This window comes from Streptomyces sp. NPDC104381 (genome assembly GCF_055583745.1).
In genome coordinates, this window is sequence record NZ_JBVJNK010000002.1 from 311,633 (window position 1) to 337,241 (window position 25,609).

Annotated in this window: 15 protein-coding genes; all 15 read right to left on the minus strand. The window is 72.9% G+C overall.

What is annotated here, in order from left to right:
- Window positions 1–37: 37 nt before the first annotated feature.
- Window positions 38–1,069: a helix-turn-helix transcriptional regulator gene (locus tag ACZ607_RS06410; protein WP_469732333.1), complete on the minus strand. Its 1,032-nt coding sequence runs from the start codon at window positions 1,067–1,069 to the stop codon at window positions 38–40.
- Complete coding sequence (gene accC, locus ACZ607_RS06415; protein WP_469732335.1) at window positions 1,066–2,430, minus strand: acetyl-CoA carboxylase biotin carboxylase subunit; 1,365 nt, start codon at window positions 2,428–2,430, stop codon at window positions 1,066–1,068. Before accC ends, ACZ607_RS06410 begins: the two co-directional genes overlap by 4 nt.
- A 32-nt stretch (window positions 2,431–2,462) precedes the next feature.
- Window positions 2,463–2,963, minus strand: coding sequence for an acetyl-CoA carboxylase biotin carboxyl carrier protein (locus tag ACZ607_RS06420; RefSeq protein WP_469732337.1), 501 nt, complete (start codon window positions 2,961–2,963; stop codon window positions 2,463–2,465).
- Window positions 2,953–4,659 (minus strand): acetyl-CoA carboxylase carboxyltransferase subunit alpha, encoded by a 1,707-nt coding sequence (locus tag ACZ607_RS06425; protein ID WP_469732339.1) that lies wholly within the window; start codon window positions 4,657–4,659, stop codon window positions 2,953–2,955. The genes ACZ607_RS06420 and ACZ607_RS06425 overlap by 11 nt, the downstream gene beginning before the upstream one ends.
- A gap of 7 nt (window positions 4,660–4,666) precedes the next feature.
- A complete protein-coding gene (locus tag ACZ607_RS06430; RefSeq protein ID WP_469732341.1) occupies window positions 4,667–5,146 on the minus strand; it encodes a DUF4188 domain-containing protein in 480 nt (159 codons plus the stop codon).
- Between the two features lie 9 nt (window positions 5,147–5,155).
- Window positions 5,156–6,568: an aldehyde dehydrogenase family protein gene (locus tag ACZ607_RS06435; RefSeq protein ID WP_469732343.1), complete on the minus strand. Its 1,413-nt coding sequence runs from the start codon at window positions 6,566–6,568 to the stop codon at window positions 5,156–5,158.
- A 4-nt stretch (window positions 6,569–6,572) separates the two neighbouring features.
- Window positions 6,573–7,013 carry a hypothetical protein gene (locus ACZ607_RS06440; RefSeq protein WP_469732344.1) on the minus strand — a complete coding sequence of 147 codons (441 nt, stop codon included), beginning with the start codon at window positions 7,011–7,013 and terminating at the stop codon, window positions 6,573–6,575.
- Window positions 7,006–7,416 (minus strand): acyl carrier protein, encoded by a 411-nt coding sequence (locus tag ACZ607_RS06445; RefSeq protein ID WP_469732346.1) that lies wholly within the window; start codon window positions 7,414–7,416, stop codon window positions 7,006–7,008. Before ACZ607_RS06445 ends, ACZ607_RS06440 begins: the two co-directional genes overlap by 8 nt.
- Before the next feature lie 5 nt (window positions 7,417–7,421).
- Window positions 7,422–8,123: an RNA polymerase sigma factor gene (locus tag ACZ607_RS06450; RefSeq protein WP_469732348.1), complete on the minus strand. Its 702-nt coding sequence runs from the start codon at window positions 8,121–8,123 to the stop codon at window positions 7,422–7,424.
- Window positions 8,124–8,282: 159 nt separating this feature from the next.
- Window positions 8,283–9,053, minus strand: coding sequence for a 4'-phosphopantetheinyl transferase family protein (locus ACZ607_RS06455; RefSeq protein ID WP_469732350.1), 771 nt, complete (start codon window positions 9,051–9,053; stop codon window positions 8,283–8,285).
- 22 nt (window positions 9,054–9,075) lie between these two features.
- On the minus strand, window positions 9,076–10,833 hold the full coding sequence (locus ACZ607_RS06460; protein WP_469732352.1) for an acyl-CoA dehydrogenase family protein: 1,758 nt from the start codon (window positions 10,831–10,833) through the stop codon (window positions 9,076–9,078).
- The gene (locus ACZ607_RS06465; RefSeq protein WP_469732354.1) at window positions 10,830–12,683 is read right to left on the minus strand and encodes an acyl-CoA dehydrogenase family protein; all 1,854 of its coding nucleotides are present in this window, start codon (window positions 12,681–12,683) and stop codon (window positions 10,830–10,832) included. The genes ACZ607_RS06460 and ACZ607_RS06465 overlap by 4 nt, the downstream gene beginning before the upstream one ends.
- A complete protein-coding gene (locus ACZ607_RS06470; protein ID WP_469732356.1) occupies window positions 12,680–14,302 on the minus strand; it encodes a PfaD family polyunsaturated fatty acid/polyketide biosynthesis protein in 1,623 nt (540 codons plus the stop codon). The genes ACZ607_RS06465 and ACZ607_RS06470 overlap by 4 nt, the downstream gene beginning before the upstream one ends.
- 28 nt (window positions 14,303–14,330) lie before the next feature.
- Complete coding sequence (locus ACZ607_RS06475) at window positions 14,331–21,800, minus strand: beta-ketoacyl synthase N-terminal-like domain-containing protein (RefSeq protein WP_469732357.1); 7,470 nt, start codon at window positions 21,798–21,800, stop codon at window positions 14,331–14,333.
- Window positions 21,801–21,919: 119 nt separating this feature from the next.
- A partial coding sequence (locus ACZ607_RS06480; RefSeq protein ID WP_469732359.1) for an SDR family NAD(P)-dependent oxidoreductase occupies window positions 21,920–25,609 on the minus strand: 3,690 nt, incomplete at its 5' end.

Sequence of the window (25,609 nt, forward strand, 5' to 3'; positions counted from 1 at the left end):
CTCGACGGTGATTCCCGATGCGGTCGATCAGCAATTCCTATGCACCGTCGTCCGGGCCCTGGGCGTCGCTGAGCAGGCCCAGCCGGGCGGCCGCCAGGCCGAGTTGGAACCGCGTCTCGACCTGGAGCTTGTCGCAGAGCCCGGCGAGATAGCGGCGCATCGTCCGGGTGGAGATCCCCAGTTTGCGGGCGATGAAGTCGTCGGACCTGCCGTGTTCCAGGTGGCGCAGGACGGCCAGTTCGACGTCCTCGAAGACCTCGTCGTCCGCGCCGCCCGTGCCGACCGGCCGGGCGTGCTCCCAGATGTCGTCGAAGATCACGGTGAGGAACGTGACCACGGTCGGGTCGTGGAGCACGGCCGCACCGCCCGTCGCGCTGGGCACGACCGCGGTGTCGTCGTCGAGGATGATCAGCCGGCCGGGGATCACCGCGGCGGTGCGCACCTCGGCGCCGAGGCCGTTGAGGAGCGTCATGTGGTGCAGGGCCTCGCGCTGCCGGCGCGCCGTGTGCGGTACGACGGTCCGGTACCGCACCCCGCGGTCCAGGAGTTCGCTGTCGAGCTCCCTGGCGGCGCGCAGCGTCTCGGGGCCGCCCAGGGTGGGGTGCGCGGTGAGCACGCTGTGCCGCACCTGGGCGGAGAGTTCGGCGAGCCGGTGGCGTACGGCCTCGCCGTCGGTGAGCAGCTCGGTCGCGGTGCCTTCGAGGCCCCGGCGCACCTGACGCTCGTACAGCGGTCCCAGCGGGCCGAGTTCGCGGTGGGTGGCGTCGATCCGCCGTGTCAGCTCCCGCACCTGGAGGTGGGAGGCGGTGGTGAGGGAGGCCGCCGCGAGCCCCGGGGAGAGCGCCTCGTGGCGGTGCGGTCCGTCGGGGCGCAGCAGCTGCCGGGCCGTGAGCCGTGCGACGGACTCCGCGAACCGGGCGGGCGGCAGGCCGAGGCGTGCCGGCGCCCCGTCCGCGTCCGGTGAGACCTCGAGGAAGTGGCGGTAGACGCGGACGTCCTCGTCGGTGAGCGGGCCGTCACCCGGTCCGGCGTCTCCCGGGGCCTCGCTCCCCCGTGCGGCGGTGCTCACAGGGCGAAGTGCCGTTCAAGGAAGTCGGTGGCGATGTCGCCCCGGCGGAACTCGGGGTGGTCGAGGATCTCCTGGTGCAGGGGGACGGTGGTGTGCACGCCGGGACCGGAGACGTCGAACTCGGACAGGGCGCGCAGGGTCCGGTCGATGCAGGTCGCTCGGTCCGGGCCCCACACGATCAGCTTGCCGATCATGGAGTCGTAGTAGGGGCTGACCCGGGAGCCCGGTGCGTAGTCGGTGTCGACCCGCACCCAGGGGCCGCCGGGGACGGTGTAGGTCTCCAGCAGGCCGGGGGTGGGGGCGAAGTTGCGGGCCGGGTCCTCGGCGTTGATCCGGCACTCGATGGCGTGCCCGCGCACCTCGATGTCCTCCTGCTTCACGGAGAGCGGCCCTCCGGAGGCCACCCGCAGCTGTTCGGCCACCAGGTCGACGCCGGTGACGAGTTCGGTCACGGGGTGCTCGACCTGGATGCGGGCGTTCATCTCCATGAACCAGTACGCGTCCTCGGCGGCGTTCTCCCCCGCCTCGACGAGGAACTCCACCGTCCCGGCGCCCCGGTAGCCGACGGCGCGGGCCCCGGCGACGGCCGCCTCGCCCAGCCGCGCGCGCAGCTCGGGCGTGACCATGGCGGAGGGCGACTCCTCGATGAGCTTCTGGTGGCGCCGCTGCACCGAGCAGTCCCGCTCACCGAGGTGGATGGCGTTGCCGAAGTCGTCGCAGACGACCTGGATCTCGATGTGGCGGGTCTTCTCCAGGTACCGCTCCATGTAGACGGCGCTGTTCTTGAAGACGGCCTGGGCGCTCGCCCGGGTGCTGGTGTAGGCGTCGCGCAGGTCCTGGGGACGGCGTACGACGGTGATGCCCCGGCCTCCACCGCCCGCCGCGGCCTTGATGATCAGCGGATAGCCGATGTCGGCGGCGACGGCCTCGGCCGCCTCGGCGGAGTCGACCGGTTCGACGGTGCCGGGGAGCAGCGGGAGGCCCGCCTCCGTCATGAGTCTGCGGGCGGTCGCCTTGTCCCCCACGTTCTCCATCACGTCCGGGGGCGGCCCGATGAAGGTGATGCCGTCGTCGGCGCAGATCTCCGCGAAGTACGGGTCCTCCGAGAGGAATCCGTATCCGGGGTGGATGGCCTGCGCGCCGGTGCGGACGGCCGCGCCGATGATGTTGGGGATGTTGAGGTAGCTGCGGGCGGGTGCTCCGGGGCCGATGTGCACGGCCTCGTCGGCCGCCTTGACGAACCGGGCGTCGGCGTCGGCGGTGGAGTGCACCGCCACGGTGCGTACGCCCAGATCACGGCAGGTGCGGATGATCCGCAGCGCGATCTCGCCGCGGTTGGCGATGAGTACCTTGTCGAACACGTCTCGGTCCTCCGGTGTGTGTGGTCGCCGGCTCAGTCGACGGGGACGAGGTCGAACAGGGGCTGGGCGTACTCGACGACCTCGCCGTCCTGCGGGTGCACGGCGTGGACCCGGCCCCGGACGTCGGCCGTGATGGAGTTGAGGAGCTTCATCGCCTCGATGATCGCGAGCTGGTGTCCGGGTTCGACGATGTCGCCGACCTGGACGAACGGCTCGCCGCCGGGTGAGGACGCCTGGTAGAAGGTGCCGACCAGCGGTGCGGTGACCTGGACCAGGCCGGCGGGCCGGTCCGGCTCGGCGGGCGCGGCGGGCGGCGGGGCGGGCGCGGCGGCGGGCACGGCGGGCTGGACGCCGACGGGGGCTGGCGCGGGGGCCGGCGCGGGGGCCGTCTCCCACTCGACGTCGACGCTGATCCCGCCGGCCTTGAGGGTGATCCGGCGCAGGGTGCCGGGCAGTTCGCCGGCGAGCAGCCTGGTCTGGGTGCGCAGTTCCTCGACCGTCATGGTGTCGGCGGTCGTCGTCTCAGTGGTCATCGTGGTCCTCCCAGTCGACTACCGGCTGGTGTTCGGGGTGCCCGAAGCGGTCGTAGCGTTCCCTGCGCAGCTCGACGAGCCGGTCGCCCGGCAGTTCGAGGAGCGGGGTGAGGGCGCGCACCAGGGCGGTCTTCACGTTGAGTGCGGTGGGGTGGGGCGCGCTGTGCGCGCTGTCCGGCGGTTCGGGGACGATCGCGTCCACGACACCGAGGCGCAGCAGGTCCGACGCGGTCAGGCGCAGGGCGTCGGCGGTACGCCCGGCGTGCTCGGCCGTGCCGAAGAGGATCGTCGAGCAGCCCTCGGGGCTGATCACCGAGTAGTAGGCGTTCTGGAGCATCAGCACCGTGTTGGCGACGCCGAGGGCGAGCGCGCCGCCGCTGCCGCCCTCGCCGGTGACCACGGAGACCACCGGGACCCGCACCCGGGAGAGTTCGAGGATGCACTCGGCGATGGCGAGGCTCTGGCCGCGCTCCTCGGCGCCGATGCCGGGGAAGGCGCCCGGGGTGTCGACCAGGGCGACGACCGGCAGCCCGAACCGCTCGGCGAGCCGCATCAGCCGCAGCGCCTTGCGGTACCCCTCGGGGTTGGGCATGCCGAAGTTGCTGCGGACGAGCTCGGCGGTGTCGTGGCCCTTCTGGTGGCCGAGCACGACGACGCTCTGTCCGCCGAGCCGGGCGATCCCGCCGAGCAGGGCCTGGTCGTCGGCGCAGACCCGGTCACCGCGCAGGGGCATGAACGCGTCGAAGACGTACCCGATGTAGTCACCGGCTGTGGGCCGGCCGGTGTTGCGGGCGAGCGCGACGGTCTCGCGGGCGTCGCGGAGCGCGGGGAGGGGTTCGGTGAGCGGTTCGGCTCCCCCGGGCTCGGGCAGTTCGGGCACCGAGGGCCCGAACAGGGACAGCAGCCGCGCGAGGTGTTCCCGCTGGTTCTCGCGCGGCACGACCGCGTCGATCATGCCGTGTTCGAGGAGGAACTCGGCGCTCTGGAAACCGGGAGGCAGCTCCTCGCGGATGGTGTTGCGGATGACCTGCGGTCCGGCGAAGCCGATGAGGCTGCCCGGCTCGGCGAGGATCACGTCGCCGAGCATGGCGAAGGAGGCGCTGACCCCGCCGAAGGTCGGGTCGGTGTTGAGGTTGACGACCGGCAGTCCCGCCTCGCGCAGCGCGGCGACCCACTGGGCGGTCTTGGCCATCTGCATCAGGGAGACGGCGCCCTCCTGCATACGGGCGCCGCCGGACGCGGCGATCAGCAGGAGCGGCAGCCGGCGCGCGAGGGCGTGCCGGGCCGCGGCCGCGATGCCCTCGCCGACGACGGCGCCCATGCTGCCGCCCATGAAGCTGAAGTCGACCGCGGCGACGACCAGGCCGTGCCCCTCGATCGTCAGTTCACCGGCGAGCAGGGCGTCGTTGCGCCCCGTCCGGGCCCGGGCGTCGCGCAGCCGGTCGGGGTACGGCTTGCTGTCGCTGAACGCGAGCAGGTCACGCGGCTCGTGGTCGGCGGGCAGCGGCCGGAAGCTGTCCGGGTCGGCGAGCTGCCGGATACGGGTGTCGGGAGAGATACGGAAGTGGAACTGGCACTCCGGGCACACCTTGAGGTTCCGGTCGAGCCGCTTCCCGTAGACGAAGGCCCCGCAGGCCCCGCACCGGCGCCACTGCACGTCCTGGCCGGCGCGCACCGGCTCCTGTTCCTGGCGCACGGCCGTCTCACGCCTTCCGGGAACCGGTGGCACCGGGCACGGAGGGGCTCTTGCGCTGCGGCACCGACTCGGTGGCGGCGGCGATCCCGAACTCGGGTATGTTCCGGTACACGGTGTGCATGCGCGCCGGGTCGACGATGTACGCCTCGTGGAAGATGCCGACGGCGCCGTCGTTGCGGACCGCGCGGTTGAACCAGGCCCACATCGAGCGGTGCTTGCCCGTGGTGTTGTGCGAGTAGCGCATCAGATCGTCCATGCTGCGCCAGTACTGGAGCATGATCACGGTCCGGTTGAACCAGGCCCGCGAGTAGAGGAACCCGTGGTCCTTGTTCTTCTTCAGCTCGATCAGCATCGGGATCATCGACGCGATGACGGGCATCCAGCGGTGCACCATCCAGAACTTGTTGATGCGGGTGCCGATCAGCAGCACCACCGTGCCCTCGGGTGCCTGGGCGATACGCGGTTCGGTGACGACCTTGAGATCCATGGTTTCCTCTCAGAAGGGGTAGGAGCGCGCCGGGCTGCTGACGGTGAGGGTGTGCCAGCGGGTGAAGGCGTCGATCGCCGCCTGCCCGCCGAACCCGGACGCGTTGCCCGAGGCGCCGACCCCGCCGAACGGCAGGTGGGGGTCGTGGTTGACCGTCTGGTCGCCGACGTGGACGACACCGCAGCGCAGCCGGGAGGCCAGGGCGCGGCCCTGCTCGGCGTCCGAGGTGTAGACGGCGGCGGTGAGCCCGTAGTCGGAGGTGTTGGCGAGTTCCACGGCCTCCTCCTCGTCGGCGAAGGAGGTCACGGTGGCCACCGGCCCGAACACCTCGGCATGGAAGACCGACATCTTCGGTGTCACGTCGGCCAGCACGGTCGGGGGGAAGAACTGCCCCTGCACCGTGCCACCGGTGACCAGGCGGGCCCCCTGCGCGACGGCGTCCTCGACCGCGGTGGCGATCCGGGTGAGCTGGCCCCGGTCGATGACGGGACCGATCTGGGCGTCCGTACGGAACGGGTCGCCGATGCGCAGCGCGGCGGCGCGGCGGGCCAGCGCCTCGGTGTAGCTCTCCACCACGTCCCGGTGGACCAGATGGCGCCGGGCGGCCATGCAGATCTGGCCCTGGTGCAGGAAGGAGCCCCAGGAGCCGGCGGAGGCGGCGGCCTCGATGTCGGCGTCGGGCAGGACGACATAGGCGTTCTGCCCGCCCAGTTCGAGGACGACGCGCTTGAGCAGCCGTCCCGCCGTGGCGCCGATCTCGCGGCCCACCTCGGTCGATCCGGTGAAGGACACCATCGAGACGTCGGGCGACCGGACGAGTGCGGCGCCCGCGTCGGCGTCGCCGTACACCACTTCCAGGACGCCCTCGGGCAGTCCGGCCGCCGCCAGCACCTCGGCGAAGAGGCGGCCGCCGCTCAGCGGGGTGTGGGGGTCGGGCTTGAGCAGGACGGCGTTGCCCAGGGCGAGGGCCGGGGCGACCGAGCGCATGCCCAGCAGCACGGGGAAGTTCCAGGGCACGATGACGCCGACGACGCCCAGCGGCACGCGCAGCACCTCGGTGTCCCGGCCCGGGTCGGAGCCGGGGCCGTGCGGGGCCTGGGGCGCGGTGGCGAGCTGGGCGGCGTGGCGCAGTTCCGCCGCGCCGGCGTGGACCTCGTAGAAGGCCTTGCCGGTGATGGAGCCGCCCTCCCTGACCAGCAGGTCCTGGGCCTCCTGGGCGCGTTCGAGCAGCAGGTCGGCGGCCCGGTCCAGGATCGCGGCCCGTTCGGCGGCCGGGGTGGCGGCCCAGCTCGGGGCGGCCGCGGCCGCCCGGCGGGCCGCCGAGAGCACGGCGCCGGAGGTGGCGAGCGGGACGCTGCCCAGCTCCTCGCCCGTGATGATCTCGCGGCTCGTCAGCAGGCCGGTTTCGGTGACGGTGCTCACCTGGTTACCTCGGATTCTCGGGAGAAGGGTCGGGGGTGCCGGCACGGGTGAGGACGGCGTGGGCGGTGACGCGGCCGGGGCCGGAGGTCACCGACAGGGAGACGTCCCCGTGCAGGACGCGCTCGGCGAACCGGGCCAGCTCGCCCCGGAAGACCAGGGTCCAGGGGCCTTCGTCGGTGCCGCGCAGGGAGATGTCGTTCCATCGGGAGGCGATCCTCGGCGGTGCGGCGAGGGCGCGCAGGGCGGCCTGCCGCAGGGCCCAGGCGACGGCGGAGCCGCCGGTGGCGGCGCCGCCCGGGGAGAGCTGGAGGGCTCCGGGGCCGTGCCAGGCGACGAGCCGCTCGACGGCGCCGGTGTCGACGCCGTAACTGCCCACCCGCAGGACGCTGCCGGCCCTGCCGGGCGGGCGGCCGTCGCCGGCCGTGGAGTTGCCGGGTTCAGGCATGGGCCGCCTGCCCTTCGGCCAGGAGGTTCTCGACCATCGAGACGAGGTTTCCGATGGTCATTTCCGCGAGCATGCGGTCGAGGGTGAGTTTCCCGTCCCACCTGACGGCGTCGAGCTGGGGCATCACGGTGGTCAGCTGTTCCATTCCGCGTCCGCTGATGATTCCTCGGGCGTCGCAGAACTCCGTGTCGGGAACCTCTCCCTGGAGATACCGCCCGCATTTCTCCACGGAGAGAATGACGGGCGCGGTGCATTCGATGCGGAAGAATATGTCGAGCAGATCCAGTGATTCCAGGCCGAGATCGGCCGAGAAGACCAGGTCCGCGCTGTACAGGTCCGCGGGAATTCCCAGTGTGTCGATGACGATCGACCGCACCAGTTCGTTCACGTCGTAGTGGGACATGCGCGTCACTCCTGTCCGGCCTGCCCGGCCTGTCCGGCCGCAGCTTCGGGGCCTCCCCCCACCAGAGCCTTCCGGTGCCGCGGACCGGACACGTCCGCATGTGCTGATACGAGGGGGCAGCGGGCGTGGCCCATCACCGCCGGAAGGCGTTCCCCGGCGTCGGCGGCGGCGAGCGCGCGGCGCAGTCTGCGCAGGCAGCGGGTGCGTATGGGGCCCACGGAGCCGACCGACATGGCCAGTGCCGTGGAGATCTCGTCGTAGGAGGCCGGCGGGTCCGCGAGGGCCAGCATCAGCACACCGCGGCACTGCTCGGAGAGCGTGTCGATGGCGCGCTGGGCGTCCTCCCTGCGCTGGGCGCGCAGGGTGATCTGCTCGGGGCTCTCGCTGTGGCCGGAGAGCCCGTCGAGGGTCTCGCTGTCACCGACCATGACGAGTCGTTTCCTGCGCGAGAGGACCTTGAGGGATTCCCGGCGCGCGACGGTGGCGAGCCAGTCACCGACCCTTTCCGGGTCGCGGATCCGCTCGACGTTCTGGACCAGGCGTAACCAGGTCAGCTGACGGACGTCCTCGGCGTCGACATCGCTCATCCGATGGCTGCGCACCACGGACCAGACAAGTCTGCCGAATCGTTCCACCATGGCGTCCCAGGATTCCTGTTCGCCACGTGCGCACCCCGCCAGCAGTTCCGCGTTCGCTTTACGGGGCATGGGAATTCCCTTCGTGAGGGGGGATGGTGCGGGGAGGTGGAAATTCTTCGGCGGGAGTACGGTCCATGGAATCCGCTGGGGGGCGTGCGGGGCAAGCGGATGCGCCTTCAGGTAGGGGACCGGCCGGAGGTGGACAGCGGTGGTCGGGGCCCGCACCGGTCATGAGCGCGCCTCCTCCGGCAGCAGGTCCGGGATCGCGGAGCGCAGCCGGACCGGAAGAGGGCCCGCGTCGCTCCGGTCGCCCCTGATGGCCACGCCGAGCGCGAACCGGTCCCACACCTGGAGGACCTGCACCTGCCACAGGTCCCGTTCCGTCTCGGGGATGTCCTCGTCGACGACCGCGAGGCCGCCGTCCCTCAGCCGGTGGACGGAGAAGGCGTCGAAGCCCCGGCACATCCCCATGCCGGTGGCCTTCGTGTACGCCTCCTTGGCCACCCAGGAGTCGGCGAAGGCGTGGCCCCGCTGGCCCTCCCGGTTGCGGCGCAGGACCTCGTTCTCCAGCGGGGTGAACACCTTCGGCGCGAACTGCATCGCCTCGGGCTTGGCCGGGGTGATCTCGGCGTCCACGCCGGCGGTCCGGCCGCGGACCACGATGGCCGCGATCAGCCCGTTGGTGTGGGTGATGTTGAAGTCGAGCCCCCAGGCGCAGCCCTCGACCTCGGGGCGGCCGTAGGTGCCGGTCCTGAAGCGCCATGAGTCCGGTGCCACGTCGGCGTACCGGGAGAGGACCTGGCGGGACAGGAGCCGGGCGCCGAGGAAACGCCGGCGGGCGGCCGGGAACAGGAGCCGGTCGTGCCGGGCCCGTTCCTCGTCCGTCAGCAGCGCGGCGCCGCCCGTCGCCTCGGCGAACCGGTCCACGTCCTCCTCCGCCAGCAGCCAGACCTCGGCCGTGTCGGCGAGCGGGTCGGCGAACGGTGCCGTGCAGTCCATGGGCTCGGTCTCCTTCCTAGGTTCACCAGTTGACGGAAAAGGACCGGAACGAGAAGAGGCGGCCCTCGCGGTGCGCGGCGGTGAGAGCGTCCGCGACCTCGGCGATCTCCTGAGGCCCGGCCACACCCACCGTGGGGTGGAAGCGCTTGAGCAGCCGCTCCAGGCAGACCAGCAGGACCGCCGGGGAGCGCAGTTCCGGGTGGACGCTGTCGTGTCCGTGCAGGTGCAGGTGGACGACGGCCGCCGCCGCCGAGACGGCGGTGTACTGCTTGGCCAGGTCGTACAGTTCGGCGGACTGGCCGGCGCTCTTGCCGAGGTCGGAGAAGAGCTTGCGGTGCTCGGCGGCGATGCGGTCCAGCTCGTCGGCGAGGGACCCCGCCGCGTCGGCCGCGGCGGCCAGCCGGGCCGCGTCGGTCCCGGTGGCGGCGGCCGCGGCCTGGTGCAGGTCGTCGACGGCCGAGCGGAGCGCGAGCACCGGGTCGTCGACGCCGCGGCTGAACAGCTGCTGCTCGGCGGGACGGTAGGGCTTCATGGGGTGGGCGGGGTCGAAGAGGGCACGGGTGCGCTCCACCGCGCCCGCGACCTTGACGGGGTCCTGGGTGACGGCGGTGTCCAGGAGGTTGCCGAGCTGGAGGGCGATGTTCTTCAGGTTCACGACGGTGTTGCCGTCGGCGAAGTCGGCGACCTCGCAGTCCCGTACGGCCTTCTGGAAGACCCCGTAGCGGGGGTGGGTGCGCAGGTAGTGGCGGGCGCCCAGCACGATGGCGAGCCTGGCCAGCGTCTCCTGGAGCAGCGTGGGCACGAAGTACTTCACCACCGAGGACCAGATGCTGGACTGCTCCGGGGTGAGCTGGAGGCTGCGGATCGCACCGGTCGTCAGCGCGTCGGCGACCAGCAGGTCGGCGTAGCTCTCCACGAGCTGGCGCTGGGAGTAGGGCACCTCGGAGACCGGCGCACCGAAGATCATGCGGCGGGTCGCGAAGTCGAGGGTGGCGCGCAGTGCGGTGTCCGCGCAGCTCATGGCGATGCTGGTGATGGCGATGCGGACCAGGTGGCTGCTCTTCAGGGCCACTTCGAGGCCCTGGCCCGCCTTCCCCACGACGGCGGAGTCGGGCACGAAGCAGTCGCGCAGCCGGACGCCGCTCATGTCCAGACCGCGCAGGCCGTGCAGCGGCTCGTGCGGCAGGGGTTCGCACTGTCCCTCCGCGAGCCGGCCCTTCTCGACGGCGAAGATGGAGTACCCGCCGGGGCCGCCCTTCTCCGACGTACGGGCGAAGACCATCACGACGTCGGCGACGGTGGCGTTGCCGATCGTCCACTTCTCCCCGTCGAGGATCCAGCCGCCCTCGGTCCTCCGGGCGGTGGTGGCGTTGGCCAGGATGTCGCTGCCGTGCTCGCGTTCGGAGAGGCCCCACGCGAGCTTCGACCCGCTCTTGATGAGGTCGGCGAAGTGCTTGCGCTGCTCCGGGGTGCCGGCGACCCAGAGCGGCATGAAGCTGATGGTGCTGATGACCATGGCGGTCGCGGTGGTCGGGTCGCGGCGGGCGACCAGCCGGTAGAGGTTGAAGCCGTCCTGGATGTCGACGGCCCGGCCGCCGCTCTCGACGGGGATGCTCCAGTCGTACAGCCCCCAGGAGGCGAGCACGTCGACGAACTCGTGGGGGTACGCCTCCCGCTCGTCCAGTTCGAGGACGCGGCTGAAGGGCAGGGGGCCGTCGTCGTCGAAGGGATCGCCCATGTGGCGTTCCAGGTCGGCCATGAGTGCCTGCAGATCGGTCATCGCTCGTCGGCCTCCTCGTTCTCGTCGCTGTTCGTGGATGTGTCGCTCAGCCGCACCGGCAGCGCGGTGAACAGGCGCCGCGCCGTGTCGAGTCCGGTGACCAGACGCCCGGCCGGGGCGACGTCCCGGTACGGCACGGTGCGCGGGTCCCGGCCGTCGGCAAGGGTGGTCAGCAGCGCCAGTACGGCGACGAGCCACGAGGTGTCACCGGGGGCGGCGCCGTAGAGGCCGTCCAGGTCACGGTGGTGCCACCAGGCCAGGGCCGCGGTGGCCGCCGCGTGGAGCAGGCAGAACCGGCCGGCGAGGTCCAGGGTCTCCGGGGAGACCTTCGCCGAGCGGGCGCGGTCACGCTGTGCGGCGGCCGTGTCGTGGACGACGGCGGCCAGCGCCGACCGCACCCCTGCGACCAGCCCCGCCGCCCGGTCCTCGCCGCGCCCGCTCAGCTCCCGGCCGATCGCACCGGCGTACGCGGCGAAGCCGAGCAGGACGTCGTCCTTGGGCCGTACGCCCAGGTCCAGTGCGGCGGGGTCCAGCGCGGGCAGCGAGGCGGGGTCGCCCAGGGCGAACACGGCGCGCAGCCGCTCCCCCGCCGGCCCGTCGAGCTCCGTGGCGGCGGCCGGGTCGTCGGGGAAGGCGGGCGCGTACGCCGGGAGGTGCATCGCGAGGGCGCGCAGGTTGCCCAGCACGCTGGTGTCGATGACCGCGACCATGGCGTTGTCGCGGACCGCCTTGTCGAGGACCGCGCCGGGGCCGTCCCGCAGGACCGCCCTGGCGCCGATCAGGGCGTGCGAGCGGCTGACACCGGAGGCGGTGAGGCGGACGGCGGTGTGCTTGACGACGGCCGACGCCAGGCCGAACGCGCCCGGTGCGACGTGCACCTGGCGTGCGGCGCTCAGCACGGCGAGATCGGCGGCGATCAGTTCGGTCGCGGCCAGGGCGAGTTCACGGGAGCCGTAAGGGGTGTCGGCGACGCGTTCGCCGCCGGTGCGGTGCCCGGCGGCGAACCGGAGTGCCGTGCGCAGCGCGGTGTCGGCGGTGGCGAGGCAGCCGGCCGTGCTCATCAGCCGGACGATCTGCTGGGCGCGCAGCGCGCCCGCCAGTCCGCTGCCGATGTCACCGACGACGGCCCGCGGCGGTACGGGCAGACCGTCGAACTCCAGGTCGGCGAAGTCGATGCCGCGCATCCCGGTGGTGCGCTGCGGCGCGTGCCGCCGCACCTGGGGGGCGGAGAGCTCCTCCGGTCCCAGCAGTACGGCGGTGAAGGCACCCGCACCGCGTTCGCCGGTCCGCGCCACGATCACCGCGGCGTCGGCCGAACTCCCCCGGCCCACGAGCCACTTCGTGCCGGTCAGCAGCCCTTCGGGGGTCAGCGCGCAGCTGTTGGTGAGCACATCGCTGCCGGCCTGCTCCTCGGAGAACCCGAAGGCGATGGTGCGGCCCTCGCGCAGCCAGCCGGCGACGACCTCGTGCTGGGCCTTCGTGCCGGCGGCGAGCACGGTCATGGCCGCCGAGATGCTGAACATGGTGGCGGGCATGACGTTGACGTCGCGCCGGGCGGCGACCCGGACCAGGATCTGGGTGTCCTCGAAGGAGCGCAGGGTGCCGCCGAGGGAGCCCGGGAGGTGGCACAGGTGGAAGTCCTCCGCGCGGAGCCGTGCCTCGGCCTCGTGCGGGTACTCCTCGGCGGCGTCCCGGGCCACGCCCGCCGCGAAGCCGTACGGGTTCGCCGGCGACCAGGGGTCGCCGAGCAGCCGGTCGAGGCGCTCCGCCCCGGCGAAGGCCGCGGCCGGGGCCGCCGGCGCCGCGTGGGCGTGCGCGGCGGCCGGGGCGGGAGCGTCGACGGTGGTCACTGCCCCACCCCGACGGAGGAGTCACGGGGCGCGGAGTCCTCCGGCGACGGGCGGGTGGCTATGCCGGCGGGGAACGCGACGCCGGCCGCCCTCAGCATGGCGAGCCGCTGGTGGAACGCGGCGCCCTTCATGATCTGCCGCCCGACGTCGGCGACCCTGCGGTGCTCGGGCGCCGCCAGATACGTCCCGCGTACCCAGGAGTTGAAGCTGCCCATCGCGGGCCCGCACCAGATCTGGTAGTCCACCGCCCGGTCCGCCTCGCCGGTCTTCGCCCAGCGCGACGCCATGCCCAGGTACCAGCGGAAGACGAGCGCCGCCCGCCGCTTGGGGTGCCCCTCGGCCCGTGCGAGCTGCTCCGGGTCGCGGCGCGCGAAGTACTCCGCGGTCTCCTCCCAGACGCTGTCCAGGGGGCGCCGGAAGATCTGCTGCTCGACCCGGGTCCGTACGTCCTGGGGCAGCCCCTCGATGCCGTCGTACGTGCGGTAGAGGTCGTAGAGCTGCTTGGCCCGCATCGGGAAGAACGTGCCGCGCTTGAGGACCTGGAGCTCGACGCCCATCTCGAACATGTCGGCGGCGGGGGCCATGTCGAAGTCGGCGATGCCGGCCTGGGCGAGCATCTCCTTGACGCGCGGGGAGGTGCCCGCCTCCACACAGGACTGGTTGACCGATCCGGTCACGACGTAGTCGGCGCCCATCGCGAACGCGGCGGCCGCCGCGTCCGGGGTCCCGATGCCGCCGGCCGCCCCGATCCGGATGCGCTCGGCGTACCCCGCCTCCTGCATGATCGCGTCGCGCTGCCGCATGATGACCGGCAGCAGGGCGGGAAGCGGCCGGCGGTCGGTGTGGCCTCCCGAGTCCGCCTCGACGGTGATGTCGTCGGCGAGCGGCACCCGGGACGCGAGGCGTGCCTGTTCCCCGGTGATGAGGCCGTCCGCGAGCAGCTGCCGCACCATCGCCTCGGGGGCGGGCCGCATGAACAGTTCGGCGGTCTCGGTGCGGGAGATCTTCGCGATGACCCGGTTCGCGGCGATGACCCCGTCCGGGCCGCCGGCCCGCAGGCCCGCGAGCCGGTAGCGGACCAGGTGCGGTGTCAGCTTGAGGAACGCGGACGCCTCGACGCAGGGCACGCCGTACTTGAGGAAGAGATCGACGGCGGTCCGTTCGAGGCGGTCCTCGCTCGGGCTGTGGATGAGGTTGCAGGCGTAGCCGAGGCCGGGGATCTCGTCGCGGAACCGGATCAGCGCCTTCTCCACGGCTTCGGGGAGCAGGCCGGCCGCTCCGTACGAGCCGAGGAAGCCCGCGCGGGCCATCGCGATGACGAGGTCGGCGGAGGCGATGCCGTTGGCCATGGCACCGCTCATGTACGCCTGCTGGAGGCCGTGGGCGGCGAGGAACCGGGCGCTGCCGAGGCGTTCGGGGCCGAGCGGGGGCGCGGCGGCGACCACCTCGTGGGGGCCGTCGCCGGTGAGTGTCCCGCCGGCGGCCGCGCCCAGTCCGTAGGGCCCGCGCACGATGTAGACGGGTTCGTCCAGGCGCATCAGGGTGTCGTAGACCCCGGTGTCGCCGACGGCCGGGTCTGCCGGCCCGGCCCACCGCGGCCGGTGCTGATCGGTGGTCATGCTGCGTCTCCTGTCGGTCGTACGCGGATCAGGCCTGGTCGTGGTGGATCTCGATGCCGATGCCACCGAGCTGGTAGATCCGCAGGGTGGACTTCCACACGCTCGCGTCGCCGATCAGCTGGATCCGGCCGGGTGCGCGGCGCACCTCCTTGATGTGCACGTCGAACTCCATCTCGGGGTCGTCGCGCAGGATCTGGCCCCGGTAGGACCAGGTCGTCTCGGCTTCGGAGAGCAGGGCGAAGCGGGGGTTGACCAGGCCGTCGGTGAGGCCGGTCTCCACCGCGTAGACCTGGAGGCCCTGGAGCAGGGACTCGACGCCGAGCGAGCCGGGCATCACCGGGTCGCGGTGGAAGTGGCAGGAGAAGTACCAGTCGTCGGGGCGGATCGTGCGGTGACCGCGCAGATAGCCGCGGCCGTGGTCGCCGCCGTCGGGCAGGACGTCGACCCACTGGACGAGGTCGAGGTGGTCCCGGCCGATCCGGGGGCCGGGGCGGGACTCCTCGGCGGCCCGGTAGGCCGCGAGGTCGACACGGCGGGTCTCCGCGGGGCGGGAGGGCTGACGGTCGATCCAGGGCGCCACGTGCTTGCCCTTGTCCAGGCCGACCTGGTTCTCGAGGGCCTTGGCGCTGAAGTATCCGAAGAGCGACTCGCCCCGGTAGAAGACCTCACCGTCAGCGGACAGTTCGTAGCTGTAGTTCTGCAGGATGGAGCCGGGCATCTGGTCGCTGGACAACAGCGTCGACCGGTGCTGGATGGTCTTGCCGCGCAGGTCGACGTCCTTGACGAGGGTGGCGCGGCCGTCGAGGTTGCGGATGCTGAACTGCTCCTCGGGGAAGGGCAGGGTGGCGCCGAGGTAGTAGCCGAGCAGGATGGCCGCCTGGAGGCTGGACTCCATGTGGACGCAGTTGGGCATGTGCGGGTGGCCGTTGTGGTCGTAGTACCAGGCGTCGTCCGGCGAGTCGTACTCGGTGACCATGACGGCCCCGCGCTTGAGGACGCCCCGGGTGCCCTCCAGCTCCATGACGCGGTCGACGAAGAGGAAGTCACCGTTGGGGATGTACGGGGCGCGGCTGTCGGCGTAGACCTCGAACTCGGGCCCCATCGCGGTGGCCAGGTCGCCCTTGGCGGCGTGCGCCATGTGGAACTCGCTGAGCAGCGCGGGCTTTCCGCTCGCCGGGCTCAGCCGGCCCAGGAAGTGCGGGACCGTTCCGCCGGTCTCGGGGCGGTAGGGCGCGCCCGGCTTCTCCACCAGCCGGATGCCGAGGCCGGTGACGCCGATGGACGGCTTGCCGTCGCGCAGGACGACGACGTCGGCGGTGATGGCGGGGCGCGGCACCAGCGTGAGGGAGGTGATGTCGACGCGGTACTCGATCCTGTCGTGCTCCGGGGTGATCTGGCCCCGGACCTTGACCTCGGTCCGCAGGTCAGGGACGGGCTGGAAGCGGGCGTCGGGGAACGACAGGTGCAGCCCGAGGGAGAGCGCGTACACCTCCAGGAGCTGGACGGCGCCCTCCGCGACCAGCGAGCCGGCGAGTACCGGGTCGTCCGGGAAGTGGCTGGTGAAGTACCAGCCGTCCGGCACCAGGTGCTTCACGGCCTCGATACGTCCGAGTCCCGCGGCCCCGCCCTTGCGGTCCAGGACGGTGATCTCGTCGGCCATCCGGAGCTGCTCGGTGGGGAGCCTCAGCGAGGTGTTGCAGCCGGCGGGCTGGCCGTGCCCGGGGCCGAACACGTCGGCGATCCGGCCCTCGGCGAGCCGCGCCAGGTCGGCGGGGCCCAGCGCGGTGCGCTCGGTGCGGGCCAGCGGCTTGAAGGCGCTGGAACCGGAGAAGGCACCGTCGCCGAGGGGCGGGCGGACCTTGGCCTCCAGGATGCCGAGGGAGCTCTCCAGCTCCTCGTCGGTGAAGAATCCGGCGCAGGCGTTGTTGAGCTTGAGGATCAGCTCCCCGTCGGCGTAGCAGTCGTAGTGGAAGAAGAAGAGGAGGGTGTCCCCCTGGCGCACGAACTGGTCGATCCAGATGTCGTAGCGCAGGGTCTGGCCGACGCGGGGCAGGTCGCCGACGAAGCTGAGGCTGCTGTCGAGCAGGCGGTAGACCCGGTCGCCGCGGTTGGTGAAGTCGGCGCCGAGGTAGCTGATGAGCAGCAGGTCGCACTGGCCGGCCTCGATGGTGACGGCCGGGGGGACCTGGCCGTCGACGGCGTACCAGGCGTCCACCGGCACGTCGTACTCGGTGCGGATGAACGAGGGCTTGAACTCTCCCGGCTCGGCCTCCAGCGCGGTGACCCGGGTCGCGAAGTGGTAGGGCGGGGCGGGCAGCCGGACGCGGCGGCGGTGCTCGTCGATCTCGGCGAAACGCGGGCCGAAGACGTTGCCGACCTTGCCGGTGGCGAACTCCAGGAGGTCGTGCTCGTCCCAGATCACGCCCTCGGGCTTGGGCGGGCGGGGCGGCGGGGTGCCGCCCTCGGTCAGCAGTGCGACGAGCTGGTCGCGCAGCTCGCGCTGGGCCTGGAGCACCTCGCGGTGCGCTTCCAGCATCTCGCTGCGCAGCCCGCGCACCAGCACGGCCGCGGTCTCGTCGCCGGTGAGCGCGGTGCTCCTGGCGGGAGCGGGCGGCACCGGCAGGGGGGCGCCGAACACGGCGCTCACCGGCGGCGTCCGGGGGGTGTCGGCGGGCGGGCCGGCGGGCGGCACCTGGGCACCGGCCGGAATCATCGTGACGGGCTCCCTTTCCAACGCCAGGGGGGCTGGCGTCGGCGGCTGCGCGGAGGGGTGGGTCGGCATCGCGGTGTCCCATTCCGTGGAGTTTTCGGCGCCCGTGCCGGGCGCCGGTTCGGCAAGGAGAGAGCCCGTGACCCCGAGGGCCGGCTCGGCCTCCGCCGGACGACCGGGGCGCGCCGCGACCGGAGCGGCGGGACGGGCGGGCGGGGCGGTGGGTACGGGGGCGGCAGCGGGTCCGGCGGGAGCACCGACGGCCGGGGCACTGGGGGCGGCGACGGCCTGAACCACGGCCGGGGCCGGGGTGCGTGGCGCCGGGGTGCTCGGGGCGGCCTGAACCACGGCCGGGATGCTCGGGGCCGGAGTGCTCGCGGCGGCCTGAACCACGGCCGGGGCCGGGGTGCTCGGCGTGGCCTGAACAGCCGCCGGGGCGCTCGGCAGTGTGGCCACCGTCGGGGCTGCCGCCGATGCCACCAGGGGCGGGACCGGGGCGCCGCCGGCCAGGAAGGGCCGCAGGCCCGGCGACCGGCGCGGACCGTTGTGCGGGAGCGGGGCGAAGGCGCTCAGGTCGACCGGGATGCCGTGGGCGGCGAGGCGGGCCGCCAGCCGGGCGATGTCGGTCGCCCCGCGGGCGCCCCGCCGGTCCACCGAGACCGACAGGTGCGGCTCGTCGGCCAGCGTCTCGTGGATCCAGCGCGAGCAGGTGCTGCTCGGGCCGACCTCGATGAAGCAGCGGTAGCCGTCGTCGTACGCCCGCCGGACCAGCCGGGGGAAGTCGACGGTCTCGCGCAGGGTGACCGCGATGTTCCCGGCCACCGCGTCCGCGTCGAAGTCCGTCACCGGTGCGTAGTGCCGGCTGCTGTAGAGGACCAGGTCCCCCACGTCGCCGGTCGGGTAGCGGTTGAGGTCGGCCAGCTCGGGCAGGACCCCGTCCACCACCGGGCAGTGCATCACATGGTTGGCGGGCGAGCGGGCGCTGCGGCAGTCCAGTTCGGCGATCAGGTCGCGGCACTGCTGCGGGTCGCCCGCGACGACCGCCTCCTGCGGCGTGTTGACGTGGGTGAGGAACACCCGGTCGTAGCGGCGCAGTGCGGCCCGTACGTCGTCGGCGGGCGCCAGCAGCACATGGGTGGCCCACACCTCCGCGTCCGGAACCTCGTCGCCCAGGCCCCACAGGGCGCGGACGGTGCGCTTGGGCCCGCGCAGCATGTCGTCGAAGAGCGGCGAGGCGCTGATCTTCTCGTCGCCGCGTGCGCTCTTGACCCATCCGCCGGTGGCGAAGAGCATGCTGCTCTCGCCCAGGCTGTAGCCGAAGGACCCGTGCACGGGGACGCCGAGCACCTCGCGGACCAGGTCCGTGGAGAGCAGGGCGTAGCTCGTGCCGGCCGCCAGCATCAGCGGGATGTCCTCGACGAGTTCGCCCTCCATCCGCATCAGCTCACGCCGGCCCAGGGCCTCCCTGGAGCGGGGGTAGAGCGCCGCGCTGCGCAGGAGCTCGGCGGGGAGTTCGGCCTGGGCCTCGAAGCGGGGAAGCAGTCCGGGGAAGGCGCGGAACATCGAACGCCCCAGCCCCAGGTAGGAGTTGAACGCCCCGGGGAACACCAGCGTGACCTTGGCGTCGGGACCGATCGGCCGGGCGGTGAAGCAGCTCCCGGACGGCGAGGTCCACTCCCCGCCGGACCGCCACACGTCGGGCAGGTCCTTGAGTGCCTGGTCGATCTGGCGGAGGAGGCCGGCCGGGTCGTCCGCGACGAGCACGGCCTTGACCTTCGCCGGCCGGTCCGCGAAGTCGGCCTGCCAGTCGCCGTCCCCGGCTTCGTCCGACCCGATCGCGGTGCGGAGTTCGCCGAGCCGCCGCAGCAGCCCGTCGAAGTCGTCCGCGCCGACGGGTACGACCACTCCCCCGCCGGAGCGGGTCCAGTCGGCCTCGGTGATCTCGCCGCGTACCTGGCCGCCGGTGAGCACCAGGTGGGCGTGGCTGCCGGCCGCGCCGACGACGCTGACGGAGGCGGCACGCCGTCCCTCGCGGTGGGAGCGCAGCCAGGGACGGGAGTCGGCGGCCAGGAAGAACGCGGAGCCGTCGGTCCCGTCCGCCGTGATCCCGTCGGGGGCGACGGGGAAGTAGGCGTGGTGCAGGCAGAGCGCCGCCCGGATGAGCGCGGCGAGTCCGGAGGCGCATCCCGTGTCGCCCACGGACCGGCGGGCCGAGGACAGGGCGGTCCGCAGTTCGCCGCCCGCGCGCTCGGTGCTCCAGACGCGGGTCAGGCCGTCGAGCTCCGCGGGGTGCGCGCCGCCGGCCTCGACCAGTTCGACGTCCGACGGGCCGATGCCGGCCGCGGCGAGCGCGTCCTCCGCGGCGCGTTCGACGAGTTCGGCGCGCGTGCCGGGGGCGACGTCGGGCGCGTGGTGCACGGCGATCGACTCCACCGTGGCGTACACCCTGCCGTCCTGGGGGACGGTGTCGGGGCGGGTGACGACGACGGCGCCGGCGCCCTCGCCCAGGATGCGCAGGCCGTCCCGTACGGTGCCCGGTTCGAGCAGTTCACGGGCGAGGGTGTTCTCCGGGCCTGCCGCGAGGTCGACCGCGCCCACGAGGACGGCTTCGACGGTGGGGTCGAGCAGCAGCAGCCGGGCGACGTCCAGGGCCTCGACGCCGACGGCGCTGTCCGAGGAGAGCGTGAAGGAGGGGCCGGTGAGGTTCCACAGCGAGGAGACCCGGCTCGCCATGATGTTGCCGATGTAGCTGAGGACCTCGTTGGGCTCGATGGAGTCGTGGACACCGTCGCGCGCGGCCCGGGTGAGGTCGGCGAGCTGCTGCGGCGAGGGGTCGACGCCTGCCGCCTCGCACCACTCGGTGAGCTTGCGGCCCAGCTCGTAGCGGGAGCCGTGGCCGTGCGCGCTGGGCTCCATCTCCATGCCGATGACGACACCGACCCGCCGTGCGTCCGGGCCGGCCGCGCCGCCCGGCCGCTTGCGCTCGAACCCCGCGTCGCGCAGCGCCTCCTCGGCGACGCGCATCAGCAGCAGCTGCTGCTGGTTGAAGTGGGCGAGGTCCTTGGGCGGGATGCGGTACGAGGTGGTGTCGACCTCGAAGTCCTCGATGTAGGCCGCCTCGGGGGCCGCGCCCCCGCCGAGACCTGCCCGGTCCAGGGGGCCGCCCTCCACGGTCTCGAAGCCGCGCCAGCGCTGCTCGGGAAGCGTGCGTACGCCGACGAGCCCGTCGTAGCCCGCCCGTTCGAACTCGTCGAGGGTGGCGAAGGACCCGAAGTGGGCGCCCATCCCGATCACGGCGAGCGGGGGCGGCTCGGTGGGGCCGCCTTCCGGTGCGGGCCGAGCAGCGGGTGCGGCCGAAGTCTCCGTTACCCCCGGTGTCTCCGTTACCCCCGGCGTCTCCAGGGTCTCCGCTGCCCCCGGCGTCTCCGGTGCGGAGAGGACGACGTGGGCGTTCGTACCGCCGAAGCCGAAGGCGGAGACGCCTGCCCGGCGGGGAGTGCCCGGGGCGGGGTCCGGCCAGGGCACGGCCTCCCGTACGACCCTGTCCGCGATCGTGCCCGGCAGCGGCTGTTCCACCCCGATCGTGGGGGGTATGACGCCGTGCGACAGCGAGAGGACGACCTTGAGGAGGCTGGACATCCCGGCCACGGTGAGCAGGTGCCCGATGTTCGCCTTGACGGATCCCAGCAGCGGGCCACGGCCGAAGAAGGCCTCGGCGCCCCCGAGTTCCGTGCTGTCACCCAGCGGTGTGCCGGTGGCGTGGCACTCCAGGTACTGGATCGCGGAGGGGTCGACACCGGCTTCCCGGTAGGCGAGTTCGTACGCGGCGAGCTGGCCGGCCTCGTTGGGCGCCAGCAGGTGCTTGCCGGGGCCGTCGTTGGTCAGGGCGAGGGCGTCGATCACCGCGTGGATACGGTCGCCGTCGCGCTGCGCGTCGGCGAGGCGCTTCACCGCGATCATCGCGGCGCCCTGCCCGGTGACGATGCCTCGGGAGCGGGCGTCGAAGGGCTGGCTGAAACCGTCCTGCGGATAGGCGCGCAGGTCGGAGAAGGACAGGTGGATCACGGTGGGGTCCGGGGCGCAGACACCCCCCGCGAGCATCAGGTCGGCCCGGCCCGTCTCCAGGTGGGCGCAGGCGAGCTTCAGGGCGTACAGGGCGGAGGAGCACGCCGCGTCGAGGGTGAACCTCGGGCCCTCCAGGCCCAGGGCGGCGGCGACGACGCGGGCCGGCATACCGCCCGCCCAGAGGTTGTGCGCGGTGACCGCGCCGGACGGGTCCGGGGCGCCGGGTGTGATCAGGTCGTCGGGCACGGGGAGACCGGCCTCGGTGAGGCCCTGGGCCACGGCGGAGTCCCAGAGCTCACCGGCGAACCGGCCGGAGGCCGGGGTGGGGAACGGGTAGTTCCCGAACACCACCCCGGTCCTCCGGCCCTGTCGGCCGTCCGCGGTCAGGGGGTGGCCCGCGTCGGCCAGCGCGTCCCCGGCGACCTTGAGCGCCCAGTGGAACGAGCGGTCCAGGCCGGCCAGGTAGTCGGCGGGAAGGCGGTAGTCCGCCGGGTCGAGTCCTGCGGCGCCCTCGTCGTACTCGTCCAGGAAACCGCCCCTGGTGCAGTAGATGCGGTGCCTGTCCTCGGGATCGGTCTCCCGGGCCTCGGGGCTGTGCCCGAAGACACGGTTGTCGCCGTCGGTGCGGGAGTCCACACCGGCGATCAGGTTGCGCCAGTAGTCGTCGGGTGTCCCGGCCCCCGGGAAGAGGCAGGCCAGGCCGACGATCGCGTACTTGCCCATGGTTGGGTCAGCCTCCGGGTGTCCGCATGGTTCGGTTCGGGGAGTCAGGGGTCGGGAGGGGTGGTACGGCCGGGTCCGGCCCCAGGGGGGCGGAGCCGGACCCGGCGGGGGGGGTGGCGTCAGACCGAGACGGTCGCGGTTCCGGTCCTTTCGACCGCTCCGAACTTGCCCTCCAGCTGTGCGTCCTCCACGACCACCACTCCGTCGAGGACCTGGAGCACACGGCCCTCCTGGTCGAGCGCGGTGATCGAGCAGGTGATGCCGCTCGGCCCGGAGACGAGGTTCTCCACCGCGATCAGGAACTCCCGGTCGGCCGGCAGCTCCGCGTGGAAGCGGGCGCTGCCGATCTCCAGCGGCAGGGAGGCGCGGTTACGGAACCGGCGCACCCACACCAGCGCCGACTGGAGCAGCAGATCGGCGATGACCGGGCTGTGGAACCGGCCGTGGTAGGCGCCGCGTGCCGGCAGCCCGTCACCGAGCCGTGCGCCGAGCAGCAGCAGTCCTTCCTCCGCGACCAGCACCGAGCGGATGCCGCGCAGCGCCGGGCCGTGGAAGAGGGTGCCGTTCCGGTAGAGCGGTGCGGCGTCCGTGCGGGTCGCGGCACGCGCGGCGCGTGCGAGGTCCGTACGGTCCGCGGGCGCCGGCGACGCTTCGGTGGAGAGGCTCGCCCCGTAGGACGGCCTGCTCCGGCCGGCGTCGTCGACCGCGGAGGCCAGCACCTCGATCGCGTTCGGGCGGGTGGCCGGTCCGGGCTCGATGAACAGCCGCAGCCGTGTGGCGTCGGCGCCTTCGCCGTCCGCCGCGTCCAGTACGAGGCCCTTGAAGACCTTGAACGCGGAGACCTCGGTCACCGGCCGGCCCGTCACGCGCTCGGTGGTGTTGACGAGCGCCCCGAGCGCGGCGGTGGCGGGCAGCACCCGCTTGCCGCCGATCGCGTGGTCCGCGAGCAGCGGGTCCGCGGAGATGTCGGCGAGCGTACGGTCGACGAGCAGCGTCGGCGAGGCCGGCGAGCCCTCCGCGGGCGGGGTGGACAGCGGGGTGAGCGGACCGGCGACGATCACCGTGTCCTGACCGCGGGCGGCGGTGAACTGCTCGGCGAACATGCCCGCACCCGTCGCCACCGGGACCAGCGCCACGCCCCGCGAGGCGAACATCTTGCGCAGGTCGTCGGTGACCATCCCGCCGTCCCACGCGCCCCAGTTGACGGAGGTCACGCGGGCCGAGGGCAGCTCCTGCCTGAGCCGCACCGCGAGGCGGTTGAGCGCCTCGTTGGCGACGGCGTAGTCCGACTGGCCCCGGTTGCCGAAGAATCCGGCGACGGAGGAGAAGAACACCAGGTGGCGCAGGTCGGCCGAACCACGGAGGGCGTCCAGCACGTTGCCGAGCCCGACGATCTTCGTACCGAGGACCCGGTCGATCTCCTCGGCCGCCTTGTCGGCGATCAGCCGGTCCGCCAGGACTCCCGCACCGTGCACCACGCCGGTGACGCGTGCGGCGTACGGAGCGAGCGCCGTACGGACGGCGGCCGCATCGGTGATGTCGACGACGAGGTACTCGACGGTGGCGCCGGTCGCCCGCAGCCGGTCGAGGTTGGCCTGGATCTCACGGCTGCCGGTCACCTCGCGGTAGACCGCCTCGACGCCGCGCGGGGTGGCCTTCTCCCCCGAAGCGGTGATCCGCTTGGCGATGAGCCCCTTGAGCGCCGCGCCTTCGGCACCCGCCGACCACGCGGGCTCGGGGTTCACCTGGCTGCGGCCGAGCAGCAGCAGCCCGGCGGGGCGGGCCTGCACCAGCGCCTGGAGGCAGTCCGCGGTGATGCCACGGGCGCCACCGGTGACGACGAGCAGATCCCGCGCCCCGATCTCCGGTACGGCCGTGACGTGCGCGGCCGGCGGCTCGGCGGACGGCACGATCGTACGGCGGCCCTCCGGGTCCACGCCGACGTCGGCGAGGTCGGACGACACGTCGTGGATCTCGTCCAGGAAGCGCGCGGCGACGGTGCGGTCGTCGAGGCCGGGAGCGAAGTCGACGGTGCGCGTGAAGAGCGCGGGGACCTCGATCGCCAGCGTCTTGACGAGCCCGCTCACACCGCCGAGCAGAGCGGATCCGGTGCTGCTGCCCCGGTAGCCGTTCGCACCGTCCAGCCGGGTCACCGCGACGAACGCGGCACGGTCACCGGCGGCGGCCTTGAGCGGGGCCTGGGTCACCTTGGCCACGAGCACGGTGTGCGCCAGGCGGCGTGCCGCCTCGGCCCACTCCTGCCCGGACTCGGTGGCCAACTGCACGACCAGGTCGAGCCGTTCGGCCGTGACGGCGGAGGCGAGCTCCTGCTCGTCCCACGTACGGAGCGGGCGGACGGCGTCGGCCTCCGCGGAGGTGGTGACGCCCGGCAGGACGACGACCTCCACCCGCCAGCCGTCGGCACGCAGGCCGGCCACCAGCGGCCGGGTCAGCGTCGACCCGTCGTCGAGGACGAGGGCGACGGGCTGTTCGGCGTAGGCCCGTACGACCCGGCAGACCGCGGGGAGTTCCCGTACGGCCGCGAAGGTGCGTCCCACGCCGGCCGCCTGGGGGTAGGTGACGACGAGAGGGGTCTCGACGGCGGGCACGGACGCATCGGCGGGCGAAGCGTCGGTGCTGGGGGCCGCGCCGGAGGCGGAGGCGAGGAAGCCGGCGATGTCGTCCAGGGTCCGCAGCTCACCCATCTGCTCCGGATCCACCTCACCGGAGACCGGGAACCGCTCCTGGAGGGCACCCATGATCTGGACCCGCTTGATCGAGTCGATCCCGAGATCGGCCTCGACGTCCATGCCCGGCTCAAGCATCTCCACCGGGTAACCGGTCTTCTCCGCCACGACCTCGAGCAACGCCGCGAGAACAGCGGCGTTCACCTCGCCGGACGGAGCAGACACGACAGGCTCCGAGGCCACCGGAGCGGCGGGAACAGGAGCAGCCGGTGTGGCCGGGGCAGTCGGGGCGGCTGTCGCACCGGAAGCAGAGGCCAGGAAGCCGGCGATGTCGTCCAGGGTCCGCAGCTCACCCATCTGCTCCGGGTCCACCTCACCCGAAACCGGGAACCGCTCCTGGAGCGCGCCCATGATCTGAACCCGCTTGATCGAGTCGATCCCGAGATCAGCCTCGACGTCCATGCCCGGCTCCAGCATCTCCACCGGATAGCCGGTCTTCTCCGCCACGACCTCGAGCAGCGCCGCGAGAACAGCGGCGTTCACCTCGCCGGACGGAGCGGAGACCACAGGCTCCGTGGTGACCACCGCAGCGGCCGGAGCGGGAGCGGCGGGAGCAGCTGGGGCAGGCTCGGCCGGGGACGCGGTCGCACCGGAAGCAGAGGCCAGGAAGCCGGCGATGTCGTCCAGCGTCCGCAACTCACCCATCTGCTCCGGATCCACCTCACCCGAAACCGGGAACCGCTCCTGGAGCGCGCCCATGATCTGGACCCGCTTGATGGAATCGATCCCGAGATCAGCCTCGACATCCATGCCGGGCTCCAGCATCTCCACCGGGTAACCCGTCTTCTCCGCCACGACCTCGAGCAACGCCGCGAGAACAGCGGCGTTCACCTCGCCGGACGGAGCAGACACGACAGGCTCCGAGGCCACCGGAGCGGCGGGAACAGGAGCAGCCGGTGTGGCCGGGGCAGTCGGGGCGGCTGTCGCACCGGAAGCGGAAGCGAGGAAGCCAGCGATGTCGTCCAGGGTCCGCAGCTCACCCATCTGCTCCGGGTCCACCTCACCGGAGACCGGGAAGCGCTCCTGGAGCGCGCCCATGATCTGGACCCGCTTGATCGAGTC